This is a genomic window from Treponema primitia ZAS-1, assembly GCF_000297095.1.
Classification (GTDB): Bacteria; Spirochaetota; Spirochaetia; order Treponematales; family Breznakiellaceae; genus Termitinema; species Termitinema primitia_A.
In genome coordinates this window covers 37,299-59,291 of the sequence record NZ_AEEA01000019.1, presented here as the reverse complement: position 1 = coordinate 59,291, position 21,993 = coordinate 37,299, and the positions used below count along the sequence as shown (strand labels likewise).

Below are 21,993 nucleotides of genomic sequence, written 5' to 3'. Positions count from 1 at the left end.
TAAAACTGGTCTTAGAGTCATATACTAATATTGTACCAGGAATTTACTAAAATCACAATGTTATGATCCCAATTTTGATATCTGGTCTTCCTGGAGTCCATAACTTTCCTTTTCGCGGTTCCCCGCAGGCTCCACATGAACCATAATATCGTAGACACCCTCTACACGCCCCTTGATCGCCTTTTCTACCCCTGAGGCAATAGCGTGGGCCTCCCGAATGGTCAGGGATGGGTCCACTTCAATGTCGATATCAATATCCCAAAAACCGGCTATGCGGCGCATCCGGGTACGGTGGGGATTCCCCGCCCCGGGAACGCTGTGAACTGCCTCAAACACGGCCCGGTAAAATTCCTTCCCCGAACCGCCGTCCATAAGTTCTGCGTTAGCCTCGACGAAAATCTCTACCCCGGCTTTGATCACCCAAATACCTACCAGGAGGGCCGCTACCGAATCAATGAGCCCTATACCGGTAAGGGTGGAAAGAAAAAGGCCGATTAAAACCCCTGCGGAGATCACCACGTCGCCGGTCATGTTTTTCGCGTTGGCCTTGAGCATAGGGGAACCCGCTTTTTCCCCAAAGAGGTATTGGCTCCAGGCAAGGACAATTTTACCGATTATGGAAATAATGGTTACGATAAGGGCAAGAGACCCCGGTACATCACGGCGCTTTCCAAAAATGATATTAGAAGCCGAATTGAGCATGAGCTGGGCGCCGGCAAAAAAGAGGACAAAGGAAAGGATGGCGGTGGCCACCGTTTCGGCCCGGCCATGGCCCCAAGGGTGGGAGGCATCCGCAGGCTGGGCAATAACCCTTGCTACCACCAGGGTCATCACCGCGATAAGAACGTCCACCGAAGTATCGATACCATCCCCTATAACTGCGAGACTTTCGGCATAGATACCAGCGGTAATCTTAAGTACCGCCAGAACGGCGTTCCCCAGCAGGGCAACCCAGGCCGCTGTCTTTATAAGTCTCGTTTTTCGGGTTCCGGTCTCCAATATATTACTGCCTGGACTCTTCCCGATCCGCCAAAGTTAACTCCAGCCGGATCGTCCTTCCACCGCGGATCAACTCCACCGCAACCCGTTCCCCGGGCTTATTATCCTCCAGGGCTGAGTAAAGATCCGCCAGGGTTTCGGTTTTCATCCCATCCACGGAACTGATAATATCCCCGCCAAGGTAGATCACACTGGACCCGTAGCGCACGGGCTCACTCCCTTGGCGTATCCCCGCCTGTTCCGCAAAACCATTGCGGTTAGTCCGGGATACCAGGAGCCCCGAATCTACCGGCAGCTTAGCGTAGCGCACCAGGGCGGGGAAAATCTGCACAACCGATGCGTCGATCCAGCCACGCCGGACCTTCCCATAGGCGATAAGCTCAGCCACCACCCGCTTGGCGGTATTCACCGGTACCGCAAACCCAATACCCACGGAACCGCCGGAGGGGGAATAGATCATAGTATTAATGCCGATCATCCTGCCCATGGAATCCAGGAGGGGCCCTCCGGAATTGCCGGGATTAATAGAAGCATCGGTCTGGATCATGTCCCGAATAATATTCTGCCTGGAGGTCTGTATAGGCCGTCCCAGTCCGGAAACGATACCCACGGTCAGGGTCCGCTCCAAGGCAAAGGGGTTGCCGATGGCCATCACCTTCTGGCCCACCTTAAGGTTCTCCGAATTTCCGAAGGGCACGGTCTTCAGTTCCGCCCCCCGGGGGGGATCAAACTTCAACACCGCCAGATCATTTTCCGGGTCCGTACCGATAAGCGAACCCTCAAGCTGGGTCCCATCGGCCAGGTTGATAAATACCTTATATGCATTTTCGATAACGTGATTGTTGGTTAACACATAGCCCCGGGTATCGATGATAGACCCCGACCCGGAACCGCCCTCCTGGGGCACCGGCTCCAGGAACCAGTTGATCGCCACGGTTTCGGTGGTGATGTTCACCACCGCCTCGTTAAGCTGCTCGTAGACCCCGATATTCTCCCGTTCGTCCTCCGTATAAGCCTGGAGCTCCGCAGTTTTTGTCAGCAGAGGATTAGTATAGGGAGACTGCCGCAGTTGCAGCGCTTCCAGGGGATCCGCTTCGGGGTTTTTGACCGCCTCGGCCTCAGTTCCGCCTTTCAGGGGTATCCGTAAAACGCCTATCCCCACGGCAAACATAACTACAATGAGGACGCTCAACACAGAAAAAAAGATTACCTGCCCGCGGCTATACAATTTCATGGGCTCCCCCAGAGTTTTAGTATGCTGTTAGTATAGTGGAACCAGACATAAAATTGCAATATTGCCCAAAACGGGATATATCTGTTATATTGAATACAGTATGCAGATTCCCTGTTACCCCGATTTTGTACCCCTAACCCTGGGATTAAAAGATGAAATGCATCCCCGTCTTTCCCAAACCCCCGATGGTGTATCTGAATATACCTTTGGGGATCTTTTCTTATTCCGGAAACGGTACAATTACCGGGTTTCCCAGATACCGGATAAAACCTTTATACTCTCCGGCGAAAGGGAGGGGAAAAAATTCTTTATGACCCCCTGTGCGGTTCCGGACCGGGACATTCTGGAAGAGCTTTTTAAGACCCATGAGTACTGGAAGGGCATCCCCGATTCGGTACTTATCCCCAGCCGGGAACATCTGGAAGAATGGGGCATTGAAATTGCGGAGGACCGGGACAATTTTGACTATCTCTACCTGCGGAGCGATCTGGCGGAGCTGCCGGGCAAGAAATACCATAAAAAGCGGAACTTGGTTAACCAGTTTGTAAATTACTATTCCCACGAGCAGCAGCCCCTAAGCGCGGAGATCATCCCCCAGGCCCTGTGGGTCCTGGACCGCTGGCGGAAAGACAAGGGCGCCGACGGGGATTATATCGCCGCCCGGGAAAGCCTGGAATTGTTCAACGAACTGGAAATGACGGGCGCCATGTATTACATAAACGGCGAGCCCGCCGGCTGGTGTCTGGGAGAAAGCCTTGCGGATGGCCGCATGTTCACTATCCATTTTGAAAAAGCTCTTGATGATTATAAGGGGATTTTTCAGTACATAAACCAAAGCTTTGCCGCCTCCCTGCCGGAATCGTTTATCCATATCAACCGGGAGCAGGATCTGGGAGACGAGGGGCTGCGGCAGGCCAAGATGACCTACCGGCCTTCGGGCTTTGTCAAAAAATATACCGCCATCCAGGGAAGGACCTTATTTTAAGAACCGGGCTACAGAATATGTTCCAGAAGAATTTTTATGCCTATTCCAATTAGAATCAATCCGCCAATAATCTGTGATCCATTTTCAAAAGCCGATCCGATTTTTTTCCCGAATTCAAAACCAAAAAAACATAATACAAAGGTCATACATCCGATAATTAATGCGGGAATCCATATATCCTGATTCACCATACTAAAGGACAGACCAACCGCCAGCGCATCAATGCTTGTTGCTATTGCAAGTATAAAAAGGCTCCCAATATTCTGAATGTCAATATTTGTTTCAGTTGGTTTTTCCTTATTCTTTTGTGGCAGTGCACTAAAAAGCATTTTACCGCCAATAAAAGCCAACAAAGCAAAGGCTATCCAATGATCAAATGTCTCTATGTAAACAACAAAGGTTTTCCCCAAAAACCATCCGGTTACGGGCATGATAAATTGGAAGGCGCCAAAAAAGAAGGAACCCCTGACAACATGAAATGTTTTTAGGTCCCTATTACTTATGCCCGAACTGATTGAAACCGCAAGGGCATCAAAGGCAAGACTAAAACCGATCAGTATAATGGAAACCATCTAACCACCCTATCCCGCATCAATGTCGATTACACAGTAGTCTGTGGTGTGCCTGCTGAACTACCATCCGGCACTTTATGGACCATAACATGATTCTTAGATAAAAAGGCCTCCGTCTCCGGGGGTATCCGATCATCGGTATAAACCGTTGAAACATCCGTAGTACGTACCAACCCAACCACCCCCTGGTGAAAAAACTTTTCCGATTCCGTTAATACCATCACCTGCCGGGCCTGTTTCGCGATACCCTGAACGGTCTCGGCCCGCAGATGGTCCCTGCCGGTAAACCCAAATTTCTCGGTAAACCCATCGGTTCCGATGAAAAGTTTATCCGTAAAAAAATCCCCCACACATTTTATGGTGATAGGGCCCACCGCTACCTGGGATTCGCTCTGATAGTCACCCCCCAGGAGAATAATCTTGATATGAGAGGCATGGCGTACGTGGTTGGCTATAAAAGAAGAATTGGTGATTATCGTAACATCCCGCTTAGTAGCGGCTAGTTCTTCCGCCAGAAGGGCGCAGCAGGAACCGGATTCGATAATTACCGTTTCCCCATTATTCACGGTCTGGGCAGCGGCCTGGGCTATCTGCTTTTTTATGTCGTAATGATAGGCCAGACGGCGTCCCACATCGTCCACAGCGCCGATGACCGCATAACCATGTTCACGCCGGAGAACCCCCATCTCCTCAAGTTCCGCCAAATCCTTGCGTACCGTTACCTTGGATACACCCAGGAGTTCCGCCAGGACGCTAACCTCAAGTTTTTGACGCTCTGTGATTATATCAAGAATCTTTACATGTCTCTTTATCAATCCGATACTCCCTAAAAGATTAGAGTATCTCAAAATGCTTCATATGTCAATAGAAGTTCCTTCTTACGAAACTAAAATTTTACTTTTCTCATATGAAAAGTCCCCTGAAGAGAGGCGGTCACTCTTCAGGAGACTTACGGATGGAGCGAAGCTTTACCGAACAACATTTCCCAGCACGGTGGCAATGGGCTGGACAACTGCGGGTACCTTATTAACGATGATCTTTCTTTCGGTTAAGAATGTATCAATGTCATGGGGGATTTTATCATCCGTGAATACCGCCGCGACATCCTCGATCCGAACCAAGCCTTCAACACCCTGGTGGAAGAATTTTTCAGATTCCGTTAAAACGATGATCCGCTTTGCCTGTTCTGCCATATCCCGTACCGCCTGGGCCCGATAATGATCCCTTCCGGTAAATCCAAATTTCGTGGTAAAACCATCGGTCCCGATAAAAAACTTATCGGCCATAAAAAACTCGGTGTACTTCCGCATTATAGGCCCAACCAGAACCTGGGAATTTTTCTGGTATTCCCCTCCCAGGAGGATTACCTTTCCGTAGGGCGCATGCCGTATATGGTTGGCGATAAAGGCGGAATTAGTGACAATAGTAACATCCCGCTTACTGTTAGCCAGTTCCTCCGCCAGAAGGGCGCAGCAGGAACCGGATTCTATCATCACCGTCTCCTCATCCTCCACTAGTTCCGCGGCGGCCTTTGCCATCCTTCGTTTGATGTCGTAGTGAAAGGCCATACGTCTTCCCACATCATCAAAGGAGCCAAAAAGGGCAAATCCATGTTCCCGGCGTATAAGTCCCCGTTCTTCAAGCTGATCCAGGTCTTTTCGCACCGTTACCTGCGAAACATCCAAGAGTTCAGCCAGAATCGCCACCTCAATCCGATGATTCTGAGCCAGGAGTTCTAAAATTCGGTTGTGTCTTTCCGTCATCTTTTACCTTCCTTTCATGTTTGTTAGTTTCGTTTTAATCCGTAGCGCTACCGATTTTAAGGGGATTTATTTGTTTTCCCTTGCTTATAAGATACTAAAATAAACAAAAAAGTCAAATAAAAGTTTCGTACGAAACTATAATATTTACTCTAGCAAGTTGATTCTGTATGGGATTCTTCATTGGTTTTCGTATCGCTGAATTATGGGCTGGCAGAAAAAAGGCCCTCCATCCGGAGGACCTTGAACCCTATAGGGCCTGTTAGCTATTTCATATTTGCGTTTTCAATGGCGATGATTTCCTGAACCTTGGGTGATGAGGGGCCTTCTTTAAATTCCAGGGTGATCCATTCCCCCACAATTTTCTTCGCCAGCTCATGGCCAATAACCCGCTCTCCCATGGTAAGCACATTAGCGTTATTGCTGAGTATGGAACGTTCCGCAGAAAAATTATCGTGACAACAGGCCGCACGGATACCCTTAAACTTATTTGCCGACATGGCCATGCCGATACCGGTACCACAAACCAGGATGCCCCGCTTAGTGTATCCGCTTTCGATGATAGCTTGGCAAACCCTTTTTGCTACCGAAGGATAATTGGTTGGGTCATCGGCACTGTCGCAGCCCTTGTTCTCCACGGTAACACCCTTACTCTCCAGAAACTTGATCAACATGTTTTTCATGGGAACCGCAGCATTATCGCAGCCGATAACAATAGTATGCATCAGGCGCCCGCCCTTAGCTGTTCAACAATACCATCCGCTATGGTGGTAAGAATGATGCAGCAGGATACGGCCCCGGCGTCCAGGACTCCCCGGGAACGCTCTCCCAGACGGCTGGAACGGCCGAACTTGGCCACCAGGTCCTTGGTTGAATCCCTGCCCTTTGCGGCGGCGGCTTTCATTTCTTCTAACGCTTCGGGAAGGGATTTCCCCGCCTTTGCAGCCTGTTTAAGGGCCTCATTAGCCGGCGCCAGGGTATCCACCAGGGTCTTATCCCCAACTTCGCCCTTTACCACTTCATGCAGGCCGTCAAGTCCGGCATTTACCATTTTTGAAACATCCGCAGTATCTATCTCTTCAAGATCTTCTATTGATTCCGCCATGCTCATAAAAATTGACCCATAGATTGGTCCCATGGAGCCGCCAATCTTGGAAAACAGAAGGTTCCCCAGTTCATCCAGCCCCTCGGTAAAGCCTATATCCTTAGCTGCTATCTGCTCAGCAAACATGGTAAAGCCCTTGTTCATATTCATACCATGATCGCCGTCTCCGATAAGGCCATCAACTTCCCCAAGGTAGTCCTTATTCTGTTGAATCCCCGCAACCATCTTTAAAAGAACCGGCTTACCGTCTTTGACTTTAAATCCACCCAAGATCGTTTCTCCCTATTTTTGTTTGATACCCATGCTGTAGCAGGGCATATCCACCAATTTTTTAAGCTCATCGTCCAGCTTCATGACGGTCAAAGTTGCACCCATCATTTCGAGAGAGGTGAAGTAATTTCCCGCATACCCCCGGTGGATCCTGATACCCTTTCCGGCGATGAGTTTTTCTATTTCGTCATAGAGCACATAGATCTCCATAATCGGCGTAGCGCCCAGCCCGGATACCAATACCACCACCTCATCCCCCGAAACGAAAGGATAGTCGGGCAGAACCACATCCACCATCCGTTTGGCCATCTGGGCTGCAGTTTCCAGGGGACAGACCTCAATCCCCGGCTCCCCATGGTGGCCGATACCGACTTCCATGGTTCCCGGTTTAATTTCAAAATTAGGATGCCCCACCGCAGGCAGGGTACAGGGGGTTAGGCCGATACCAACGCTGCGGGTATTATCAATGGCTTTTTGGGCTGCGGCGATAACCTCATCCAGGTTCCCGCCGGCGGCGGCTTTAGCGCCGCCGACTTTCCACATCAGCACTTCCCCGGCCACACCCCGCCGCTTTTCCTGCTCGTCCTTGGGGGCCGAAGCGACATCGTCATTGGCCACCACGGTCTTTACTTCAAGACCTTCCTTTTTGGCCATCTTAACCGCCATCTTTACATTCATGTTGTCCCCGGAGTAGTTCCCGTAGAGACAGGCCACGCCCTTGCCCCGATCCGCCGTCTTAAAGGCATCCAGAAAGGCCGCCGCCGTAGGGGAAGAACAAATCTCCCCCACCGCCACAGCATCGCAGAGATTTTCCCCGATATAACCGATAAAGGCCGGCTTATGCCCACTACCGCCGCCGGTAACCACTCCGACCTTGCCGGCAGGAATATCTTTCCGCTTAAGAACCCTGGGGTTATCCGTGGTTGTTACAATATCACCATGTACTTTGACGAAGCCCTTGAGCATTTCATCAACAATATCATCCGGATTATTTAGGATACGCTGCATATCACTTTTCTCCTCTCTGCCCTATTCTATTTACTTGTATATCCGCCGTCAACAAGCAAATTATGTCCGGTAATCATGGCCGCAGTATCGCTGCACAGGAAAGCGATAACCCCGGCGATTTCATCAGGTTCGGCAAACCGTTCGGCGGGGATTTCCTTCTTAAAGGCGTCTCCCACCGGTCCGTCCCAGGCTTTATGACCAAGCTCGGTTAATACCACCGTAGGGGATACGCAATTCACCCGTATGTCGTACTTACCCCATTCAAGGGCCAGAACCTGGGTCATGGAAATGATCCCCCCCTTACTGGCACAGTACGCCACATGTTTATCCAGGGCGATAACACCCGCCTGGGAAGCCAGACTGACAATAGAGCCGGGAAGCTTTTTTTCAATTAAATAGGAACCGAAAACCTGGGCCATCATAAAACTGGCCTTAAGGTTAATGTTTAAAGTACGATCCCAGTAATCTTCGGAAAGGATCTCCGCCTTTTCCAGAACCCCGATACCGGCGCTGTTTACCAGTATATCAATTTTTCCAAAGGTCTTCACACCCGCTTCCAGTACATGCTTACGATAGGCGCCATCGCAGATATTCCCCACAACGCCGATATGTTTAGGTCCGATTTTTTTAGCGATGGAATCCGTTTCCGGATTCAGATCCGCCAGAATGAGATTCACGCCTTTCTTGGCAAAAAACTGTGCCGTAGCATTGCCTATTCCGGCGGCGCCTCCGGTAATAATAGCGGTTTTCCCTTCCAGGGAAAAATTAGCATCAGCTCCATGGTAAGATATCATACATAAACTCCTTTTAAAGAAAATTGACCGGGATGCCATATAACAACATACCGGCGCTCAGTTAATTTTAAACCCAATCCTTACGCCCTTCGCCCAGGAATAGTTTCAGCATCCGTTCAATCGCCTCGTCCCAGACATCCCATTCATGGAAGGCGCCGGGAAATTCATCAAACCGGTGTTCTATACCCAGCTCATTAAGCAGATTATGGGTGTCCACCGAATGTTGGTAGATAAAATCGGCGGTACCGCAGACCATGTACAGTTTGGGCAAGGGGACTCCCGCAGCCTGGCTTACAGCCTTGGCCTTTTTCAGAATTACGGGGATGTCCGCAGATTCGCTTATTACCGGGTTTTCTCCAAAGATGCCCCGTATATCCGCAGGCCAGTCCCCCAGGATTTCCACCATACTTGGAGCTTCCTGAATCAGGGCCTTCAAGTTATAGGCGCCGGAAAAGGCGCCGCAGCAGCCGAAACGCTCCGGATGGTCGAATGCGCAGCGGAGGGCGCCGTATCCACCCATGGAAAGCCCTGCTATCATCAGATCTTCCCGTTTCAAAGAAACCGAAAACATAGTTTCCAGCAGTTCCGGCAGCTCTTCCGTTATATAGTGGTAGTATTTCTGCCCATTTTTCATATCGTGATAGAAGCTGCGGTGTACTTCCGGCATAACTAACGCCAGATTGTAGCGTTCGGCATAACGTTGCACCGCAGTCATCCTACCCCAGACCGAGGCATCATCGGAAAGTCCATGGAGCAGAATGAGGGTTTTGGGACGTTCCTTCCACACATAACGCCGCCCATCCTGGGGCAGGAAAAGCTGAATCCGGGTATCCATCAACAGAGATTTTGAATAAATATTTCCGCTTAAAAAGGCCATACCATCCCCCTTAAGCCGGTCGTCGTCTGTTCTATTTTATGCCGGCTTTTTTCAGGCTCTTTAAATAGTCTACATAAACTGCAACTAAAATAACTACCCCTTTAAGAATAGTCTGCCAGAAAGAATCGATGCCCATCAGATTTAGCCCGTTATTCAGGACGCCGATAATCAGGGCGCCGATAAAGGTCCCGCCGATGAAGCCCCCGTCGCCGTTCATACTGACCCCGCCAAGGACGCAGGCGGCAATGGCGTCCATCTCGGCGCCGTTCCCAAAAATCGGGTTACCGCTGTAGGAGCGGGCAGCCAGGGTCATGCCCGCAACGGAGGCCATAACACCGCTGAAAATATACACAAAGAGCCGAATCCGCCGCACATTAATACCGCTGTAAATAGCGGCCCGTTCATTGCCTCCGGTAGCATATATATGACGCCCCAGGGCGCTTTTATTCAGAATTAAAAACACAATGAACATAATAACTAACATATAAATTACCGGCAGCGGAACAATGCCCAGATATCCTGTACCAAGATTTATAAAAACCGGATTGTCGATCCGTGCGGTTACGCCGCCGGTGTACACATAGGCTGTACCCCGCAAAATGCTCATCATGGAGAAGGTAACAATAAAGGGCGGCAGGGTGGTACGTGAAATAATAATTCCGTTAATGAGACCGATAAAAACTCCGGCTATAAGGCATATGATAATTACCAAGGGTACCGATATACCGGACAAGAGCAGGGTTCCGCTAAGGACCCCGATCACCGCAAGGGCGGACCCCACGGACAGGTCGATCCCTCCGGCAATAAGGATCAAGGTCATGGATGTGGCCAGATACATATTTGTTGATATCTGCCGCAGTACATTCATAATATTACGCTGGGTTAGAAAGATGGGGGACCGGATGGAAATAACAATACACACCAGTACCAAGCCTATCATTATTCCCGCGTTTCGCCGCAAATAAGCTGCTACACCGCTGCCAAAATTTCGGATCCCAAGTTTTTGTATAATGTCAGCTTTCACTATGGTTACTCCTGCCCTTCCGATAGCATTATATTGCTACCGCATATTGCATTATTGTTTCCTGAGAAATTTCCCCTTGATCAAGGATCTTCTGGATTCTGCCTTCTCTCATTACCACTACCCGGTCGCTCATATTTATTACTTCCGGCAGCTCACTGGAAATCATAATGATGGCAACCCCCGCTTTAGCAAGTTCATTCATGATTTCGTAGATCTCGCCCTTTGCGCCCACGTCAATTCCCTTGGTCGGTTCATCCAAAATCAATATTTTTGGGTTAGTTGCCAGCCAAGAAGCCAATATTACTTTTTGTTGATTTCCCCCGGAGAGAAGTCCTATGGGAACCAGATCATTGGCAGAGCGGATTGATAATTTTTCTATGCCATTATCAGTAATCCTGTGCTCTTCCTGTAAATTGTTCACCACCCCTTTGATGAATTGCCCCAAAACCTTTAAGGTCATATTAAAGCGGAGGGAGCGGAGCGGGAATATACCTTCCCCTTTCCGGTCCTCGGGCACCAGGGCCATCCCTTTACGGATATGGTTTCTTACGCTTAATTTGGGGGAAAGCTCCTTCCCCTCCAGATAGATTTTTCCTGACAGCACCTCATGGAGCCCCATGAGGCCCAATATGGCCTCGGTTCTGCCGGCCCCGATAAGGCCGGAAAATCCAAGGATTTCTCCTTTTTTTAACTCAAAACTGATATCATGCACCACTGGGGTGGTCATATGATCCACTTTAAGAATAATTTCGGGATACTTATTATAAGTCCGGGTATAGTAGTTGGTCATAGCCCTGCCGACCATAAGGGCTATCAATTCGTCATTCGAAGTCTCCGCCGTTTTTTTTGTTGCCACATATTTCCCGTCCCGCAGTACCGTTACCCTGTCGGCAATTTCCTGGAGCTCGCTCATGCGGTGGGAAATATAAATAATACCAATTCCCATGGACCGTAAACGTCTTATTTTTGTAAAGAGCGCATCCACATCCTTACTGGTTATGGAAGAGGTGGGTTCATCCATTACAATTATCTTTGCGTTAAACGAAATTGCCTTTGCTACCTCAACCATCTGTTGTTGGGCAATGGACAGTCTCCACACTCTTTTATCAGGATCTATACTCAAATCCAGCTCTGAAAGAATCCGTCCTGCTTCTTTGCGCATGACATCAAAGTCGATCAAGCGATTCCGCTTTCGCGGCTCCCGCCCAAGAAAAATATTTTCCGCCACGCTTAACTGGGGAACAAGAACCAATTCCTGATGGATGACACTGATACCCAAATCTCTGGCATTATTCACCTCGTGAATATCCACAGGGGTACCATTGATGAGGATATCCCCCCCATCCTTGGGGTATATACCGCCTAAGATTTTAATAAGGGTTGATTTTCCTGCGCCGTTCTCTCCAAGCAGGGCATGAACTTCCCCGGCCTGCAGATCAAAATCAACCCCATCCAAAGCCTTGATTCCGGGGAATTGCTTAGTGATATTTTTCATTTCCAAAAGCACGGTATCTTTCAAGGCTTTTTCTCCGTTTATTTATTCCCAAGAATCAACGTCAAACTGTCCGATGTTTTTCCTGTCAATAAGCTTGGTATCAATAAGGTAAACGGGATCTACTTTTTCCCCCGCCAGGATTTTATATGCAACATCCGCAGCGGTGGTCCCCATCAGTATATCAGACTGGGCGACTACGGCGTATAAACCGTTCCGGGCAACGGATCTTTTCCCCGAAGGGGTACCATCAATACTGAAGACCTTAACTTTAGCAGCGGCCCCGGAGGATTCTACGGCGCCCTGGATAATCAGACTTACATCATCATTCAGGCCCCAGAAGGCGTCTAAGTCGGGATGCGCCTGGAGTATATCCTCTGCGGTGGGAAGGGCTTGTTCCATTCTGGAAATAGACTTCCGCTCCACAATAGTAACCTTGCTGCCCTGAAGCGCGGATTCCAAACCCTTAACCCGGGAAACAATCGATTCCGCCAGAGGATTTTCAATAAGGGCAAGTTTACCGCCGTTAGGGAGGGCGTCGATAATCGCCTGTCCGCTCAGTTTTCCTGCTTGAATACTGTCTGATGAAACAAATGATGCGGTAAGATCCGCTCTGGCAACACCGGAATCAACAACCACTACCTTTATCCCGGCAGCTTTGCAGGCTTCCAAGGCCGGCTGAACGCTCTGGGAATCGACGGGCTGCAGAAACAGGATCTCAATACCCTGGGTAATCATATCCTCAATACCATTATTCTGCTTAGTCTGATCAAGGTACCCATCAACAGAAATCAGGCGATCCCCTTTGGCTTCAACTGCCTTTTGAACACTATCCCTCAAAGTAACCAGGGGGGGATTGGTCAAATCCATAGCGGTAAAACCAAACAGGTGCCCCTTACCGGCGGTATCCTTCGACCCTGCGGCAAAACTGAATGTACAGGCTGCGAAAATCAAGAAACATACTAAAACCTTTTTCATCCTTCTTTCCTCCATAAAAAATAAAATATATACTATCCCTGCGGACTAAGTACCCAACAAAACCTTACATACAAACATACGCTCCATCGACAATCAGGTCGCTCCCGTTGGTGTAACCTGAACTTGCTGCGGCCAGATAGATCACTGCCCCCACCAATTCTTCGGGATCACCCATACGATGGGCGGGGATCAGGGGCATCCAGGCGTCCTTCAGTTCCTGAGGGGTATCGACGCTCATGGGAGTGCCGATATACCCCGGACTCAGGCTGTTCACCCGGATACCGTACTGGGACCATTCCACCGCCAAGGAACGGGTCATGTGGATAACACCGGCTTTAGAAGCGTTATAGGAAGCCTGCCATTGGGGTACATTCACAATGGAACCGGACATGGAAGCCATGTTGATAATACTTCCTTTAATGTGCCGTTCAATCATGATCTTTCCCGCCGCCCGGGCGACGATATATTCACCGGTCAGATTGATATCCAGCACTTCCCGCCATTCGGCGATACTGGCCTCCAGGGTATCCTTGTGGATACAAACCCCGGCATTATTAAAAACAATATCCAGGGAACCGGATCGGGAAACCACCGTTTTAAGGGCAGTATCCACTTCGCTTTCCTTGGTAACATCCGCCAGGAGGCTGTAGGCTTTCCCACCTTCCTTCTCGATAAGCCGAACCGTTTCATCAGCCCCGGTACGGGAAATAATGGCGATCTCCGCCCCCGCCTTAGCAAGCCCAAGGGCAACCACCTGGCCTATGCCCCTGCCGCCGCCGGTAACAATTGCCGTCTTTCCATTAAGGCCAAATAATTTTTCCAGATAACTCATAATAATTCCTCCCATTATCAATATTTAGAATGGTCATTTATAAAACTTCTTTAATAAGTTTTTGTTAGTATATAGTCATAAATCACAATTGTCAACAAAAAAATCTAAATAGAACGCCAATAAATCGCTATTCGCCAATTCTTGAACTACTTACTAATATGGTTTATATATGTATATACTATAACAATCGGGGTAAAGTATGGGATCACGGCGGACAGTACTATCGGGAGGAAAAAACCAAACAAACCGAAATCGGGTTTATCAGTTGGTACATCAATTTGGAAGCATTTCAAAACCGGATATTGCGCTTCGATTGGGTATCAGTCTGCCAACGGCTGTTCAAAGCGTAAAAAGTCTCCAACTGGAAGGACTTTTGGATGAGGGGGATCTGCTGGAATCCACGGGCGGACGGAAAGCAACGGCGATTGTTTTTCGGAAAAATGCCAGATTTGCCATTGGGGTGGATATTACCCGGAATCATATCAGCATCGTACTTATCAATTTGGCCGCAGATATTATTGAAGGTACCCGGATCGAAATGCCCTACCGGAATGAGAGCGACTATTATCAGGAAGTAGGCCGATCAATAAAAGCTATGATTACCGTTTCCGGAATTAACCCGGAGGATATACTGGGGGTAGGCTTTTCAGCCCCCGGGGTACTTACTGAGGATGGTCAGATGATCCTCTATTCCCATGTGCTGCAGGTTTCCGCCCTACAATGTCCTACCATTAGCCGGGACCTACCGTATCCTTCGGTATTGTGCAACGATGCCAATGCGGCGGGGATTGCAGAAATGTGGAAGCATAAGGATGAACCCAATGCGGTCTATCTGTCCCTAAGCGATACCGTGGGTGGGGCTATTCTCCTTCATGATGAACTGTACCTGGGGGAGAACCAGCGGGGAGGTGAATTCGGCCACATGACCATGGTGCAGGACGGTCTGCCCTGCTATTGCGGTAAGAAGGGCTGTATGGACGCCTATTGTTCCGCCCTGACCCTGTCACGATTTACCGGGGGTAATCTTGGGTTGTTTTTTGAACGGCTGAAAGCGGGGGATAAGAGTATCCACGCTATTTGGGATCAATATGTGTCCTATTTGGCTGTTGCGCTGAATAACCTTATCGTTTCATTTGACTGCAAGGTGATCCTCGGGGGGTATTTGGGAGAATACCTGGAAGAATATGTGGATGAAATACGAGGGCAGGCAGCGAAATTGACCACTTTCTCAGGGAATGAAAACTATATAACCGCCTGTACCTATAAAAGGGAAGCCGCCGCAGTTGGCGCGGCGCTGCTGTACGTCCGGCCATTTATCCGGCAGCAAAATTGAAGGGACCATCCGGAAATTCCCCGGGACAGTCCCTTATAAAATACGACGCTTACTTTACCTTGATGATGTACCCTGCTTTCCTGGCGGCGGGCTTGGGTCTGGGCCCCTCCTTGGCATAGCCGAGGATACAGAAACCAACCCCAAAGTATGTATCACTGTCCAGTTTCCATTTCTTGAGAAGTTCCTTACCTTCTTCACTTTCAAACACCTGTTTGGCCCGGTGTATCCAGCAGGAATCCACCCCAACGGCCCAGGCAGCGTTTTGTAAATTGCCCAATACCAGGGCGCCGTCCTCCAGGGGGGTATTCTTGGTCTTGTCCACCAGCACCGCCAGTACCGTGGGAGCTCCGTAGAAGGGCTTAGCCTTAGGATCCTTAAGCACCTCGGCGTTGAGCTTTTCCAGCTTGTTAAGCACCGTCTTGTTCTGCACCGCCACGATCACCGGCGATTGGGAACCGCCGCCCGTGGGGGCCCAAGTGCCGGCCTCGAGGATTAAATCTAATTCTTCATCAGTTATCTGTTCCGGTTTGTAGGAACGGATACTCCGCCGTGTTTTGAGATCCTTCAGGGTACTCTTACTCATGGTACACCTCCTTCTATAATTCCAGGTCCTTGGCATTGACCTTGTTTATTGCGTAATCGGCAAATTCCGCTATCTTCATTGCCGGGAGCTGTCTCCCGTCCCGCAGCCTGATGGACACGGTTCCCTCGCCGGCTTCCCGCTCCCCTACCACCAGCATGTAAGGGATCTTCCGGTTCTGGCATTCCCGGATCTTCGCGTTGAGCCTGCCATCGTCCAGTTCCGCCGTAACCCGGAGGTCACGGGCCTTGAGTTCTGCGGTAATCTTCTTGGCATATTCGTTAAAACCCTCCGCCACGGGGATCACCGCCACCTGTTCCGGGGCGATCCACACCGGGAAGGCGCCGCCAAAGTGTTCGATGAGCACCCCGAAGAACCGTTCCAAGGAACCCAGCAGGGCCCGGTGGACCATGTAGGGCCGCTTATGCTGGCCATCGGCATCCACAAAGGTCATGTCGAAACGCTCGGGCTCGTTAAAGTCGAATTGGATGGTGGTCATCTGCCACTCCCGGCCCAGGGCGTCTTTTATCTTCAGGTCTATCTTGGGGCCGTAGAAGGCGCCGCCCCCCTCATCCATCTCGTAGTCCAACCCCTCGGCGGTAATCGCCTTACGTAAGGATTCCAGGGCGGTATCCCAACGGCTCTGCTCCCCCACGGACTCCGCAGGCTTAGTGGCCAGGTATGCCTTGATATCCTTAAAACCAAAGACCTTCCAGAGATTGAGGCTAAACCGCAGTACTTCCCGAATTTCACCTTCAATCTGGTCGGGGGTACAGAAGATATGAGCATCGTCCTGGGTAAAGCCCCGGACCCTTAGCAGGCCGTGGAGCACCCCGGATCGCTCATAGCGGTAGACCGTGCCCAGTTCCGCCCAGCGCAGGGGCAGATCCCGGTAACTCCGTCCCTTGTTCTTGTAAATCATTATATGAAAGGGACAGTTCATGGGTTTGATGATATAGTCCTGGTTGTCAATCTCCATAGGGGAATACATGTTTCCCTTATAGAAGCCCAGGTGACCCGAGGTCTCCCAGAGCCAGGATTTCCCGATGTGGGGGGTGTAAAGGATCTCGTAGCCGTTCCGGTAATGCTCTTTCCGCCAAAAATCTTCAATGGCCACCCGCATACGGCCCCCATTAGGATGCCAGTAGATAAGCCCTGCCCCGGCTTCCTCATGGATAGAGTAGAGATCCAGTTCCTTTCCCAGCCGGCGGTGATCCCGCTTTTCCACTTCTTCCAGGAAAGCGAGGTGTGCCTTAAGGTCCTTGGGAGTTTCCCAGGCGGTCCCGTAGATACGGGTGAGCATGGGCCGGTTCTCGTCTCCCCGCCAGTAGGCCCCGGCAATGCTCATCAGCTTAAAGGCCGCAGAATTGATCTCCCGGGAATTGGCTACATGGGGGCCCCGGCAGAGGTCCACCCATTGGACCGCTCCCCCGGCATCACGGTTCTCGTAGATGGTAATTGCGGCATCCGCCGGGAGCTCATTGATTAGCTCAGCCTTGAAGGGCTCATCGACAAAACGCTTCAACGCCTCATCCCGGCTTAACTCAATTTGAACAAAGTCCTGTTTGGAGTCGATGATCCGCTTCATTTCCGCTTCAATAGCGGGAATATCCTCCTCCACCAGAGGCGCCTTTCCTTCAGCTGATGGGGGAAACTGAAAATCGTAATAGAAGCCGTTCTCTATGGAAGGACCTATGGCTACTTTGGTCCCCGGGAAAAGCCGGGTTACCGCTTGGGCCATGACATGGCTAACCGAATGACGGATAAGTGCAAGCCGTGAGCTTACTTCCAGTTGCGCCTGATTCTTTTTTTCATCGGACATAACGTACCAACCTGTAAAGGACTTACAGGGACGGGCTTCCAACCGGAACCCGCGGTACCACCCTGTTTCGCCACCCCATGATGGGGGGCGCTCTCTTCACCGTTAACGGGGGCAACCGGCTTTCCATATTGAGGGGATTCCCTGTTCCGGAAAACAGCTCAGGAGGGGTTTTCAGCAATTTCCGGATAACCGTGTTTACAGCCCATGACACGGTCTCTCTGAATCCTGGAATAAAGGCTTACTCGTCTCCGTCAAAGCTATTATAATGAGGGTACCCTTTTTTCACTCCCGCGTCAAGCCAACGGTCAAGTTAAGATGTTGCGTTTGTTGTAATACTGAATTATAGTATTACAGGAGTATTTTTTGAAAAGTCCATTAATAATCCTAGGGATGGCCATCACAGCGGGACTCTGTATGGGATGCGCCGGTCTTAGATACCAAAGAGAAACAAATCTTTCCTCCCATTTGCCCATGGGTGTTGTTACGGTGTTATCCAACTACAATATTTATTGGGATGATGAAGATCCCGGTTCTTCGAACCGCCCCACAAAAAATGAAAATCCTGAAAAGACAAAGGTTTCCAGGGCAGATGTCCTTATCACCGATGCAGAGGCCATTCTCATGCAGAGCTTTGCCGATGTGGGAATAACCGCAATTGTACCGAAGGACCAAATAACCGGGTCCCAGGCCTATGCAAAGGCGAAGCGAAATTCGCTCTGGAACAATAAAGGATTCACCCTCGCTAATGGCTACGATCCCATTAATTACCGGGATAAGAATTTTGCCCTGGCCCTTGCGGAAGAAACCGGGGTTAAGGCGGGGGTTTATATTGTCTTTGATTTTTCTAAAAATATGTCCTTCGGAATAGGTAAAACCGGTTATTTCCGGGCTCAGCTATATATGCAGGTAATCGTGGTTGATGAAACGGGTAGGATCCTCTATAAAAGAAACCGCGTTGTAACCAGTGACAATAGAATCCGGGTTTCCCACAGGACCTTTAATGAGCCGGAACTATTGGATCTATTCAGATCCACCATTGCCAATGCCTGTTATCTCTTTATTCAGGAGTTCGCGGTGGCCAATTCTCTGGATTTGGAGAATTAAGAAAAGAATCCTACAAAAAAAAATCTTCCACCTTATAAATTCGCCTTGTTTTGCCGATACTGTTTAGACCATGTTCGCTAGATGGCTCTATCCTATTCTGATGCTCCTATTATTGATCCTTCCCATTCGGGTGGAAGCCCAAAGTGTTGCGGTTATCCCCCAGATAACCGGATCCGAGCAGATCCGGGAAAGTATCAAACCGCTGTTTCCGACCCTTTTGTTTACGGAAAGCTATAATACCTATAAAGCCCAGGAAGCAGGGCGGCCCTATTGGGTAGCCTCGGAAACGGAGATCGCCGCCTGGGCCAGGGTTCAGAAAGAAAACACCTCCATCCTCCTCAACAACGATATACTCGCCTTTTACGGACACCCCCTCTCCAGAAATATGGGGATCCTGGGCAGATACCCCATTACGGAACTGGATACCCGGCTCACCAACCTCGCCAATGAGTATAAAGCCGTAAGCGGGGGCCGGGATGTACGCAAAGCCTTTTATATCATCTTCGGGACCGTCTGGCCGGAAGGGGAAATAGGCATCATCCGGGAATCGGTTCTTATGGAATACATACAGTACGGCCTGGACCATGATATCCTGGTATTCATCGATCACCAAATTGGGCGCTATGATCCCATAGCGTCCCTCAAACGGCTGCTCCCCTACCTGCGCTACCCCAATGTACACCTGGCCCTGGACCCGGAATGGCGGACCACAAGACCCATGAAGGAAATTGGTTCCGTAACCGCCGCGGAGATCAATACCGCCCAGCAGGTGATGGAAGAGTATATGATAGAAAACAATATACCCGGGGAACGGATGCTGGTGATCCATCAGTTTAAACCGTGGATGATACAGGACCGGGAAAACGTGCGAACCGGCAGGGACAAGGTCCGATTGATCCACTGCGCCGATGGCTTTGGCAACCCCGGCCAGAAGCGGGATTCCTATGCCGCCAATGCCTTGGCGCGTAACATACCCCTCAAGTCATTCAAACTGTTCTACAACTTCGAAATACCCGGAGCAGGATACGACGCGCCCCTCTTGTCCCCAAGTCAAGTCTACGGCTTGAACCCCCGGCCCTACTTAATCATGTACCAGTAAAAGTAGTATCATACCGATGTGAAAGAGATATTACTTGTTGCTCCCTACGAACAGATGTATGAATCCGCCAGACGGATTCTGCGGGACACAAAATACCGATCCGTTGAAGTGGTCTCAGGTAATCTGGCAGAGGGACTCGCCCTGGCCATAAATGGAGTAGAATCCCACGCGCGGGTTATCATTTCCCGGGGCGGGACCTATCGGCTAATCAAACAAGCGAATATCGGTATACCGGTGGTGGAGATCCGTTCCAGCCCCTTTGATGTGATCGAATCCCTTTCGGCAGCCATGGAAAAAGGTCGGCCCCTGGCTATTGTGGGCTATTCCAATATCAACAACTACGATGAAAAATTTCTACGGAAACTCGTAAAGACCAAGCTTACCATTGTTAACCTTGGCGAAACGGATGATGTAAGGCAGGTGGTGTCCAACTGTGCAGCCCAGGGCTATACCATGTTCCTTGGGGATGCGGTAGTAAAAAATGTCTGTGATGAAGCCGGGTACGATTGCTATCTTCAGGAAAGCGGTAGTTCCGCCATCCAGGCGGCTATGGACGAGGCCCTGCGAATATGCATGGTCCTCAAGCAGGAAATCGAACTGGCCCGGCGGCTGCGGGCGGTGATAGATTTTGTCCACGATGGGGTTATTACCGTGGACGGGCAGGGGATGGTCATCCTATTTAACGCTATTGCCTGTAATTTGCTTGGGGTTAAACAGGAAAGAATTCTGGGAGAATCTATTGATACCCTTTCGGATCTGCCCTTTCTCCGGGGCATGAAGGGAGGCGATCAAATTGTGGATCAGACCTTTAAGATTGGCAGCCGGCTCCTCTCGGTTTCTACCATTCCGGTTTTTATGGAAAACGATTCCTTCGGTTCGGTGGTCATTATTCGGGATATACAGGAACTACAGGCCTACGAGCAAAAACTGCGGGTGGCCCTGTCTGACAAGGGTTTTGTTGCCCGGCATACCTTTGAATCCATTGTCCATGGAAGCGGCGAAATAGCCCATTGTATTTCCATTGCGAAAAAATTCAGCCACTATAACGCTTCAATTTTAATTGAGGGGGAAAGCGGGGTAGGAAAGGAGCTTTTCGCCCAGAGTATCCACAATTACGGTATCCATCGAAACGGTCCCTTTGTGGCGGTTAATTGCGCGGTCCTGCCGAAGTCCTTAATTGAAAGTGAATTGTTCGGCTATGTGGAAGGAGCCTTTACGGGGAGCCGGAAGGGCGGTAAGGCCGGTTATTTTGAACTGGCCCATAAGGGGACCCTCTTCCTGGATGAAATCGGAGAACTTCCCCTGGATGTGCAGGCACAACTCCTCAGGGTTGTTCAGGAAAAGGAAGTGATGCGCCTGGGGGATACCAAAATTCTCCCCGTGGAGGTCAGGCTTATTTGCGCCACCAATAAAAACCTGATTGAGATGGTACACCAGGGTCTTTTTCGGAAGGACCTGTTGTTCAGGATAAATACCCTATCCCTGTATATCCCGCCCCTGGCAAAACGGCGGGAGGATATTGAATTGCTGGCAGCCCATTTCCTGGCGCTATTCTGCAAGACCTATAATAAGGCTATAGGAGGATTTTCCCCCAAAGCTGCTGCGTATCTGCATACGTATCATTATGAAGGAAATGTCCGTGAATTCAGCGGTATGATTGAACGGGCGGTTATTATCTGTGAAGAAAACATGATCCGCCTTTCGGATCTGCAGAGTGGCCTACGGGAGGATGGGGGTATCCCGGAATTCGGCTCATATCCCTTCCCTATTCCGGTGGATCTTGATGACATGGAAAAAAATCATATCCGTCGGATATTAGCGGATAATGGCCATTCCATGACCAAGACCGCAGCGGCACTAGGAATAAGCCGGTCAACCCTGTGGCGTAAAATTCAAAGCTTCAATATTTGAGTCTGTCTTAAACGTTTTATTTTGGAACGATCGAATGTTTTATAATAAAACATATTTTATTACCTGTAAAAACCCACCCATCGCTTAGCCGGGCGGAGGTGTTTTATTGCCCCGGTATTTTCTCCGGATTATTTTTATTTTCTTATACAGTAAAGAAATACTGCTGTCATAACGAGACCGTTGCATCGTACTTAACCGGAAGCTGACGGGATTT

At 49.8% G+C, this 21,993-nt stretch carries 21 protein-coding genes and 1 other annotated feature; of the genes, 5 read left to right on the top strand and 16 right to left on the bottom strand.

What is annotated here, in order from left to right; translation table 11 throughout:
* Window positions 1-60: 60 nt before the first annotated feature.
* Complete coding sequence (locus tag TPRIMZ1_RS0102355) at window positions 61-999, bottom strand: cation diffusion facilitator family transporter (RefSeq protein WP_010254140.1); 939 nt, start codon at window positions 997-999, stop codon at window positions 61-63.
* Window positions 1,000-1,003: 4 nt separating this feature from the next.
* Complete coding sequence (locus tag TPRIMZ1_RS0102350; protein WP_010254135.1) at window positions 1,004-2,233, bottom strand: S1C family serine protease; 1,230 nt, start codon at window positions 2,231-2,233, stop codon at window positions 1,004-1,006.
* Window positions 2,234-2,333: 100 nt separating this feature from the next.
* Between TPRIMZ1_RS0102350 and TPRIMZ1_RS0102345 the strand changes: the two genes are divergently transcribed.
* Window positions 2,334-3,218 (top strand): DUF2156 domain-containing protein, encoded by an 885-nt coding sequence (locus TPRIMZ1_RS0102345; RefSeq protein WP_038077648.1) that lies wholly within the window; start codon window positions 2,334-2,336, stop codon window positions 3,216-3,218.
* 8 nt (window positions 3,219-3,226) lie between these two features.
* On the opposite strand, the gene TPRIMZ1_RS0102340 is transcribed toward TPRIMZ1_RS0102345, so the two are convergent.
* The 12 genes from TPRIMZ1_RS0102340 to TPRIMZ1_RS0102285 form a co-directional block, all read right to left on the bottom strand.
* Window positions 3,227-3,790 (bottom strand): manganese efflux pump MntP family protein, encoded by a 564-nt coding sequence (locus tag TPRIMZ1_RS0102340; protein WP_010254130.1) that lies wholly within the window; start codon window positions 3,788-3,790, stop codon window positions 3,227-3,229.
* Between the two features lie 29 nt (window positions 3,791-3,819).
* A complete protein-coding gene (locus TPRIMZ1_RS18285; RefSeq protein WP_010254126.1) occupies window positions 3,820-4,605 on the bottom strand; it encodes a DeoR/GlpR family DNA-binding transcription regulator in 786 nt (261 codons plus the stop codon).
* Window positions 4,606-4,758: 153 nt separating this feature from the next.
* Window positions 4,759-5,553 (bottom strand): DeoR/GlpR family DNA-binding transcription regulator, encoded by a 795-nt coding sequence (locus tag TPRIMZ1_RS18280; protein WP_010254122.1) that lies wholly within the window; start codon window positions 5,551-5,553, stop codon window positions 4,759-4,761.
* A gap of 263 nt (window positions 5,554-5,816) precedes the next feature.
* A complete protein-coding gene (gene rpiB / locus TPRIMZ1_RS0102325; RefSeq protein ID WP_010254118.1) occupies window positions 5,817-6,275 on the bottom strand; it encodes a ribose 5-phosphate isomerase B in 459 nt (152 codons plus the stop codon).
* A complete protein-coding gene (gene dhaL / locus TPRIMZ1_RS0102320; protein WP_010254115.1) occupies window positions 6,275-6,925 on the bottom strand; it encodes a dihydroxyacetone kinase subunit DhaL in 651 nt (216 codons plus the stop codon). The genes rpiB and dhaL overlap by 1 nt, the downstream gene beginning before the upstream one ends.
* A 12-nt stretch (window positions 6,926-6,937) precedes the next feature.
* Complete coding sequence (locus TPRIMZ1_RS0102315) at window positions 6,938-7,933, bottom strand: dihydroxyacetone kinase subunit DhaK (protein ID WP_010254112.1); 996 nt, start codon at window positions 7,931-7,933, stop codon at window positions 6,938-6,940.
* A gap of 26 nt (window positions 7,934-7,959) precedes the next feature.
* The gene (locus TPRIMZ1_RS0102310; protein ID WP_010254109.1) at window positions 7,960-8,727 is read right to left on the bottom strand and encodes a GolD/DthD family dehydrogenase; all 768 of its coding nucleotides are present in this window, start codon (window positions 8,725-8,727) and stop codon (window positions 7,960-7,962) included.
* A 67-nt stretch (window positions 8,728-8,794) separates the two neighbouring features.
* Complete coding sequence (locus TPRIMZ1_RS0102305) at window positions 8,795-9,604, bottom strand: alpha/beta hydrolase (RefSeq protein ID WP_010254106.1); 810 nt, start codon at window positions 9,602-9,604, stop codon at window positions 8,795-8,797.
* A 31-nt stretch (window positions 9,605-9,635) separates the two neighbouring features.
* Window positions 9,636-10,628, bottom strand: a complete 993-nt coding sequence (locus tag TPRIMZ1_RS0102300) for an ABC transporter permease (protein ID WP_010254104.1) — start codon at window positions 10,626-10,628, stop codon at window positions 9,636-9,638.
* 28 nt (window positions 10,629-10,656) lie between these two features.
* Window positions 10,657-12,147 (bottom strand): sugar ABC transporter ATP-binding protein, encoded by a 1,491-nt coding sequence (locus tag TPRIMZ1_RS0102295; protein ID WP_010254102.1) that lies wholly within the window; start codon window positions 12,145-12,147, stop codon window positions 10,657-10,659.
* Between the two features lie 18 nt (window positions 12,148-12,165).
* Window positions 12,166-13,098, bottom strand: a complete 933-nt coding sequence (locus tag TPRIMZ1_RS0102290; RefSeq protein ID WP_010254101.1) for a substrate-binding domain-containing protein — start codon at window positions 13,096-13,098, stop codon at window positions 12,166-12,168.
* 64 nt (window positions 13,099-13,162) lie between these two features.
* Window positions 13,163-13,930, bottom strand: coding sequence for an SDR family oxidoreductase (locus tag TPRIMZ1_RS0102285; RefSeq protein WP_010254100.1), 768 nt, complete (start codon window positions 13,928-13,930; stop codon window positions 13,163-13,165).
* 265 nt (window positions 13,931-14,195) lie between these two features.
* Here TPRIMZ1_RS0102285 and TPRIMZ1_RS0102280 point away from each other — a divergent pair, with 265 nt between their 5' ends.
* Window positions 14,196-15,263 (top strand): ROK family protein, encoded by a 1,068-nt coding sequence (locus TPRIMZ1_RS0102280; protein WP_198429886.1) that lies wholly within the window; start codon window positions 14,196-14,198, stop codon window positions 15,261-15,263.
* Window positions 15,264-15,312: 49 nt separating this feature from the next.
* On the opposite strand, the gene TPRIMZ1_RS0102275 is transcribed toward TPRIMZ1_RS0102280, so the two are convergent.
* Window positions 15,313-15,846, bottom strand: a complete 534-nt coding sequence (locus TPRIMZ1_RS0102275) for a nitroreductase family protein (RefSeq protein WP_010254093.1) — start codon at window positions 15,844-15,846, stop codon at window positions 15,313-15,315.
* A 13-nt stretch (window positions 15,847-15,859) separates the two neighbouring features.
* Window positions 15,860-17,665 (bottom strand): threonine--tRNA ligase, encoded by a 1,806-nt coding sequence (gene thrS, locus TPRIMZ1_RS0102270; protein WP_010254091.1) that lies wholly within the window; start codon window positions 17,663-17,665, stop codon window positions 15,860-15,862.
* A gap of 23 nt (window positions 17,666-17,688) precedes the next feature.
* Window positions 17,689-17,929: a binding site (T-box leader), on the bottom strand.
* Between the two features lie 99 nt (window positions 17,930-18,028).
* Between thrS and TPRIMZ1_RS0102260 the strand changes: the two genes are divergently transcribed.
* From TPRIMZ1_RS0102260 to TPRIMZ1_RS0102250, 3 genes are all read left to right on the top strand, one after another.
* A complete protein-coding gene (locus TPRIMZ1_RS0102260; protein WP_232616724.1) occupies window positions 18,029-18,769 on the top strand; it encodes a hypothetical protein in 741 nt (246 codons plus the stop codon).
* 70 nt (window positions 18,770-18,839) lie between these two features.
* Window positions 18,840-19,868 carry a hypothetical protein gene (locus TPRIMZ1_RS0102255; RefSeq protein WP_026043467.1) on the top strand — a complete coding sequence of 343 codons (1,029 nt, stop codon included), beginning with the start codon at window positions 18,840-18,842 and terminating at the stop codon, window positions 19,866-19,868.
* Window positions 19,869-19,886: 18 nt separating this feature from the next.
* Window positions 19,887-21,779: a sigma 54-interacting transcriptional regulator gene (locus tag TPRIMZ1_RS0102250; protein ID WP_010254076.1), complete on the top strand. Its 1,893-nt coding sequence runs from the start codon at window positions 19,887-19,889 to the stop codon at window positions 21,777-21,779.
* Window positions 21,780-21,993 lie beyond the last annotated feature (214 nt).

Coding starts and splice junctions, on each gene's coding strand:
- rpiB (WP_010254118.1), bottom strand. CDS start 6,275: ATGCATACTATTGTTATCGGCTGCGATAATGCTGCGGTTCCCATGAAA.
- TPRIMZ1_RS0102315 (WP_010254112.1), bottom strand. CDS start 7,933: ATGCAGCGTATCCTAAATAATCCGGATGATATTGTTGATGAAATGCTC.
- TPRIMZ1_RS0102305 (WP_010254106.1), bottom strand. CDS start 9,604: ATGGCCTTTTTAAGCGGAAATATTTATTCAAAATCTCTGTTGATGGAT.
- TPRIMZ1_RS0102275 (WP_010254093.1), bottom strand. CDS start 15,846: ATGAGTAAGAGTACCCTGAAGGATCTCAAAACACGGCGGAGTATCCGT.
- TPRIMZ1_RS0102340 (WP_010254130.1), bottom strand. CDS start 3,790: ATGGTTTCCATTATACTGATCGGTTTTAGTCTTGCCTTTGATGCCCTT.
- TPRIMZ1_RS0102285 (WP_010254100.1), bottom strand. CDS start 13,930: ATGAGTTATCTGGAAAAATTATTTGGCCTTAATGGAAAGACGGCAATT.
- TPRIMZ1_RS0102310 (WP_010254109.1), bottom strand. CDS start 8,727: ATGATATCTTACCATGGAGCTGATGCTAATTTTTCCCTGGAAGGGAAA.
- TPRIMZ1_RS0102350 (WP_010254135.1), bottom strand. CDS start 2,233: ATGAAATTGTATAGCCGCGGGCAGGTAATCTTTTTTTCTGTGTTGAGC.
- thrS (WP_010254091.1), bottom strand. CDS start 17,665: ATGTCCGATGAAAAAAAGAATCAGGCGCAACTGGAAGTAAGCTCACGG.
- TPRIMZ1_RS0102345 (WP_038077648.1), top strand. CDS start 2,334: ATGCAGATTCCCTGTTACCCCGATTTTGTACCCCTAACCCTGGGATTA.
- TPRIMZ1_RS0102290 (WP_010254101.1), bottom strand. CDS start 13,098: ATGAAAAAGGTTTTAGTATGTTTCTTGATTTTCGCAGCCTGTACATTC.
- TPRIMZ1_RS0102255 (WP_026043467.1), top strand. CDS start 18,840: ATGTTCGCTAGATGGCTCTATCCTATTCTGATGCTCCTATTATTGATC.
- TPRIMZ1_RS18280 (WP_010254122.1), bottom strand. CDS start 5,553: ATGACGGAAAGACACAACCGAATTTTAGAACTCCTGGCTCAGAATCAT.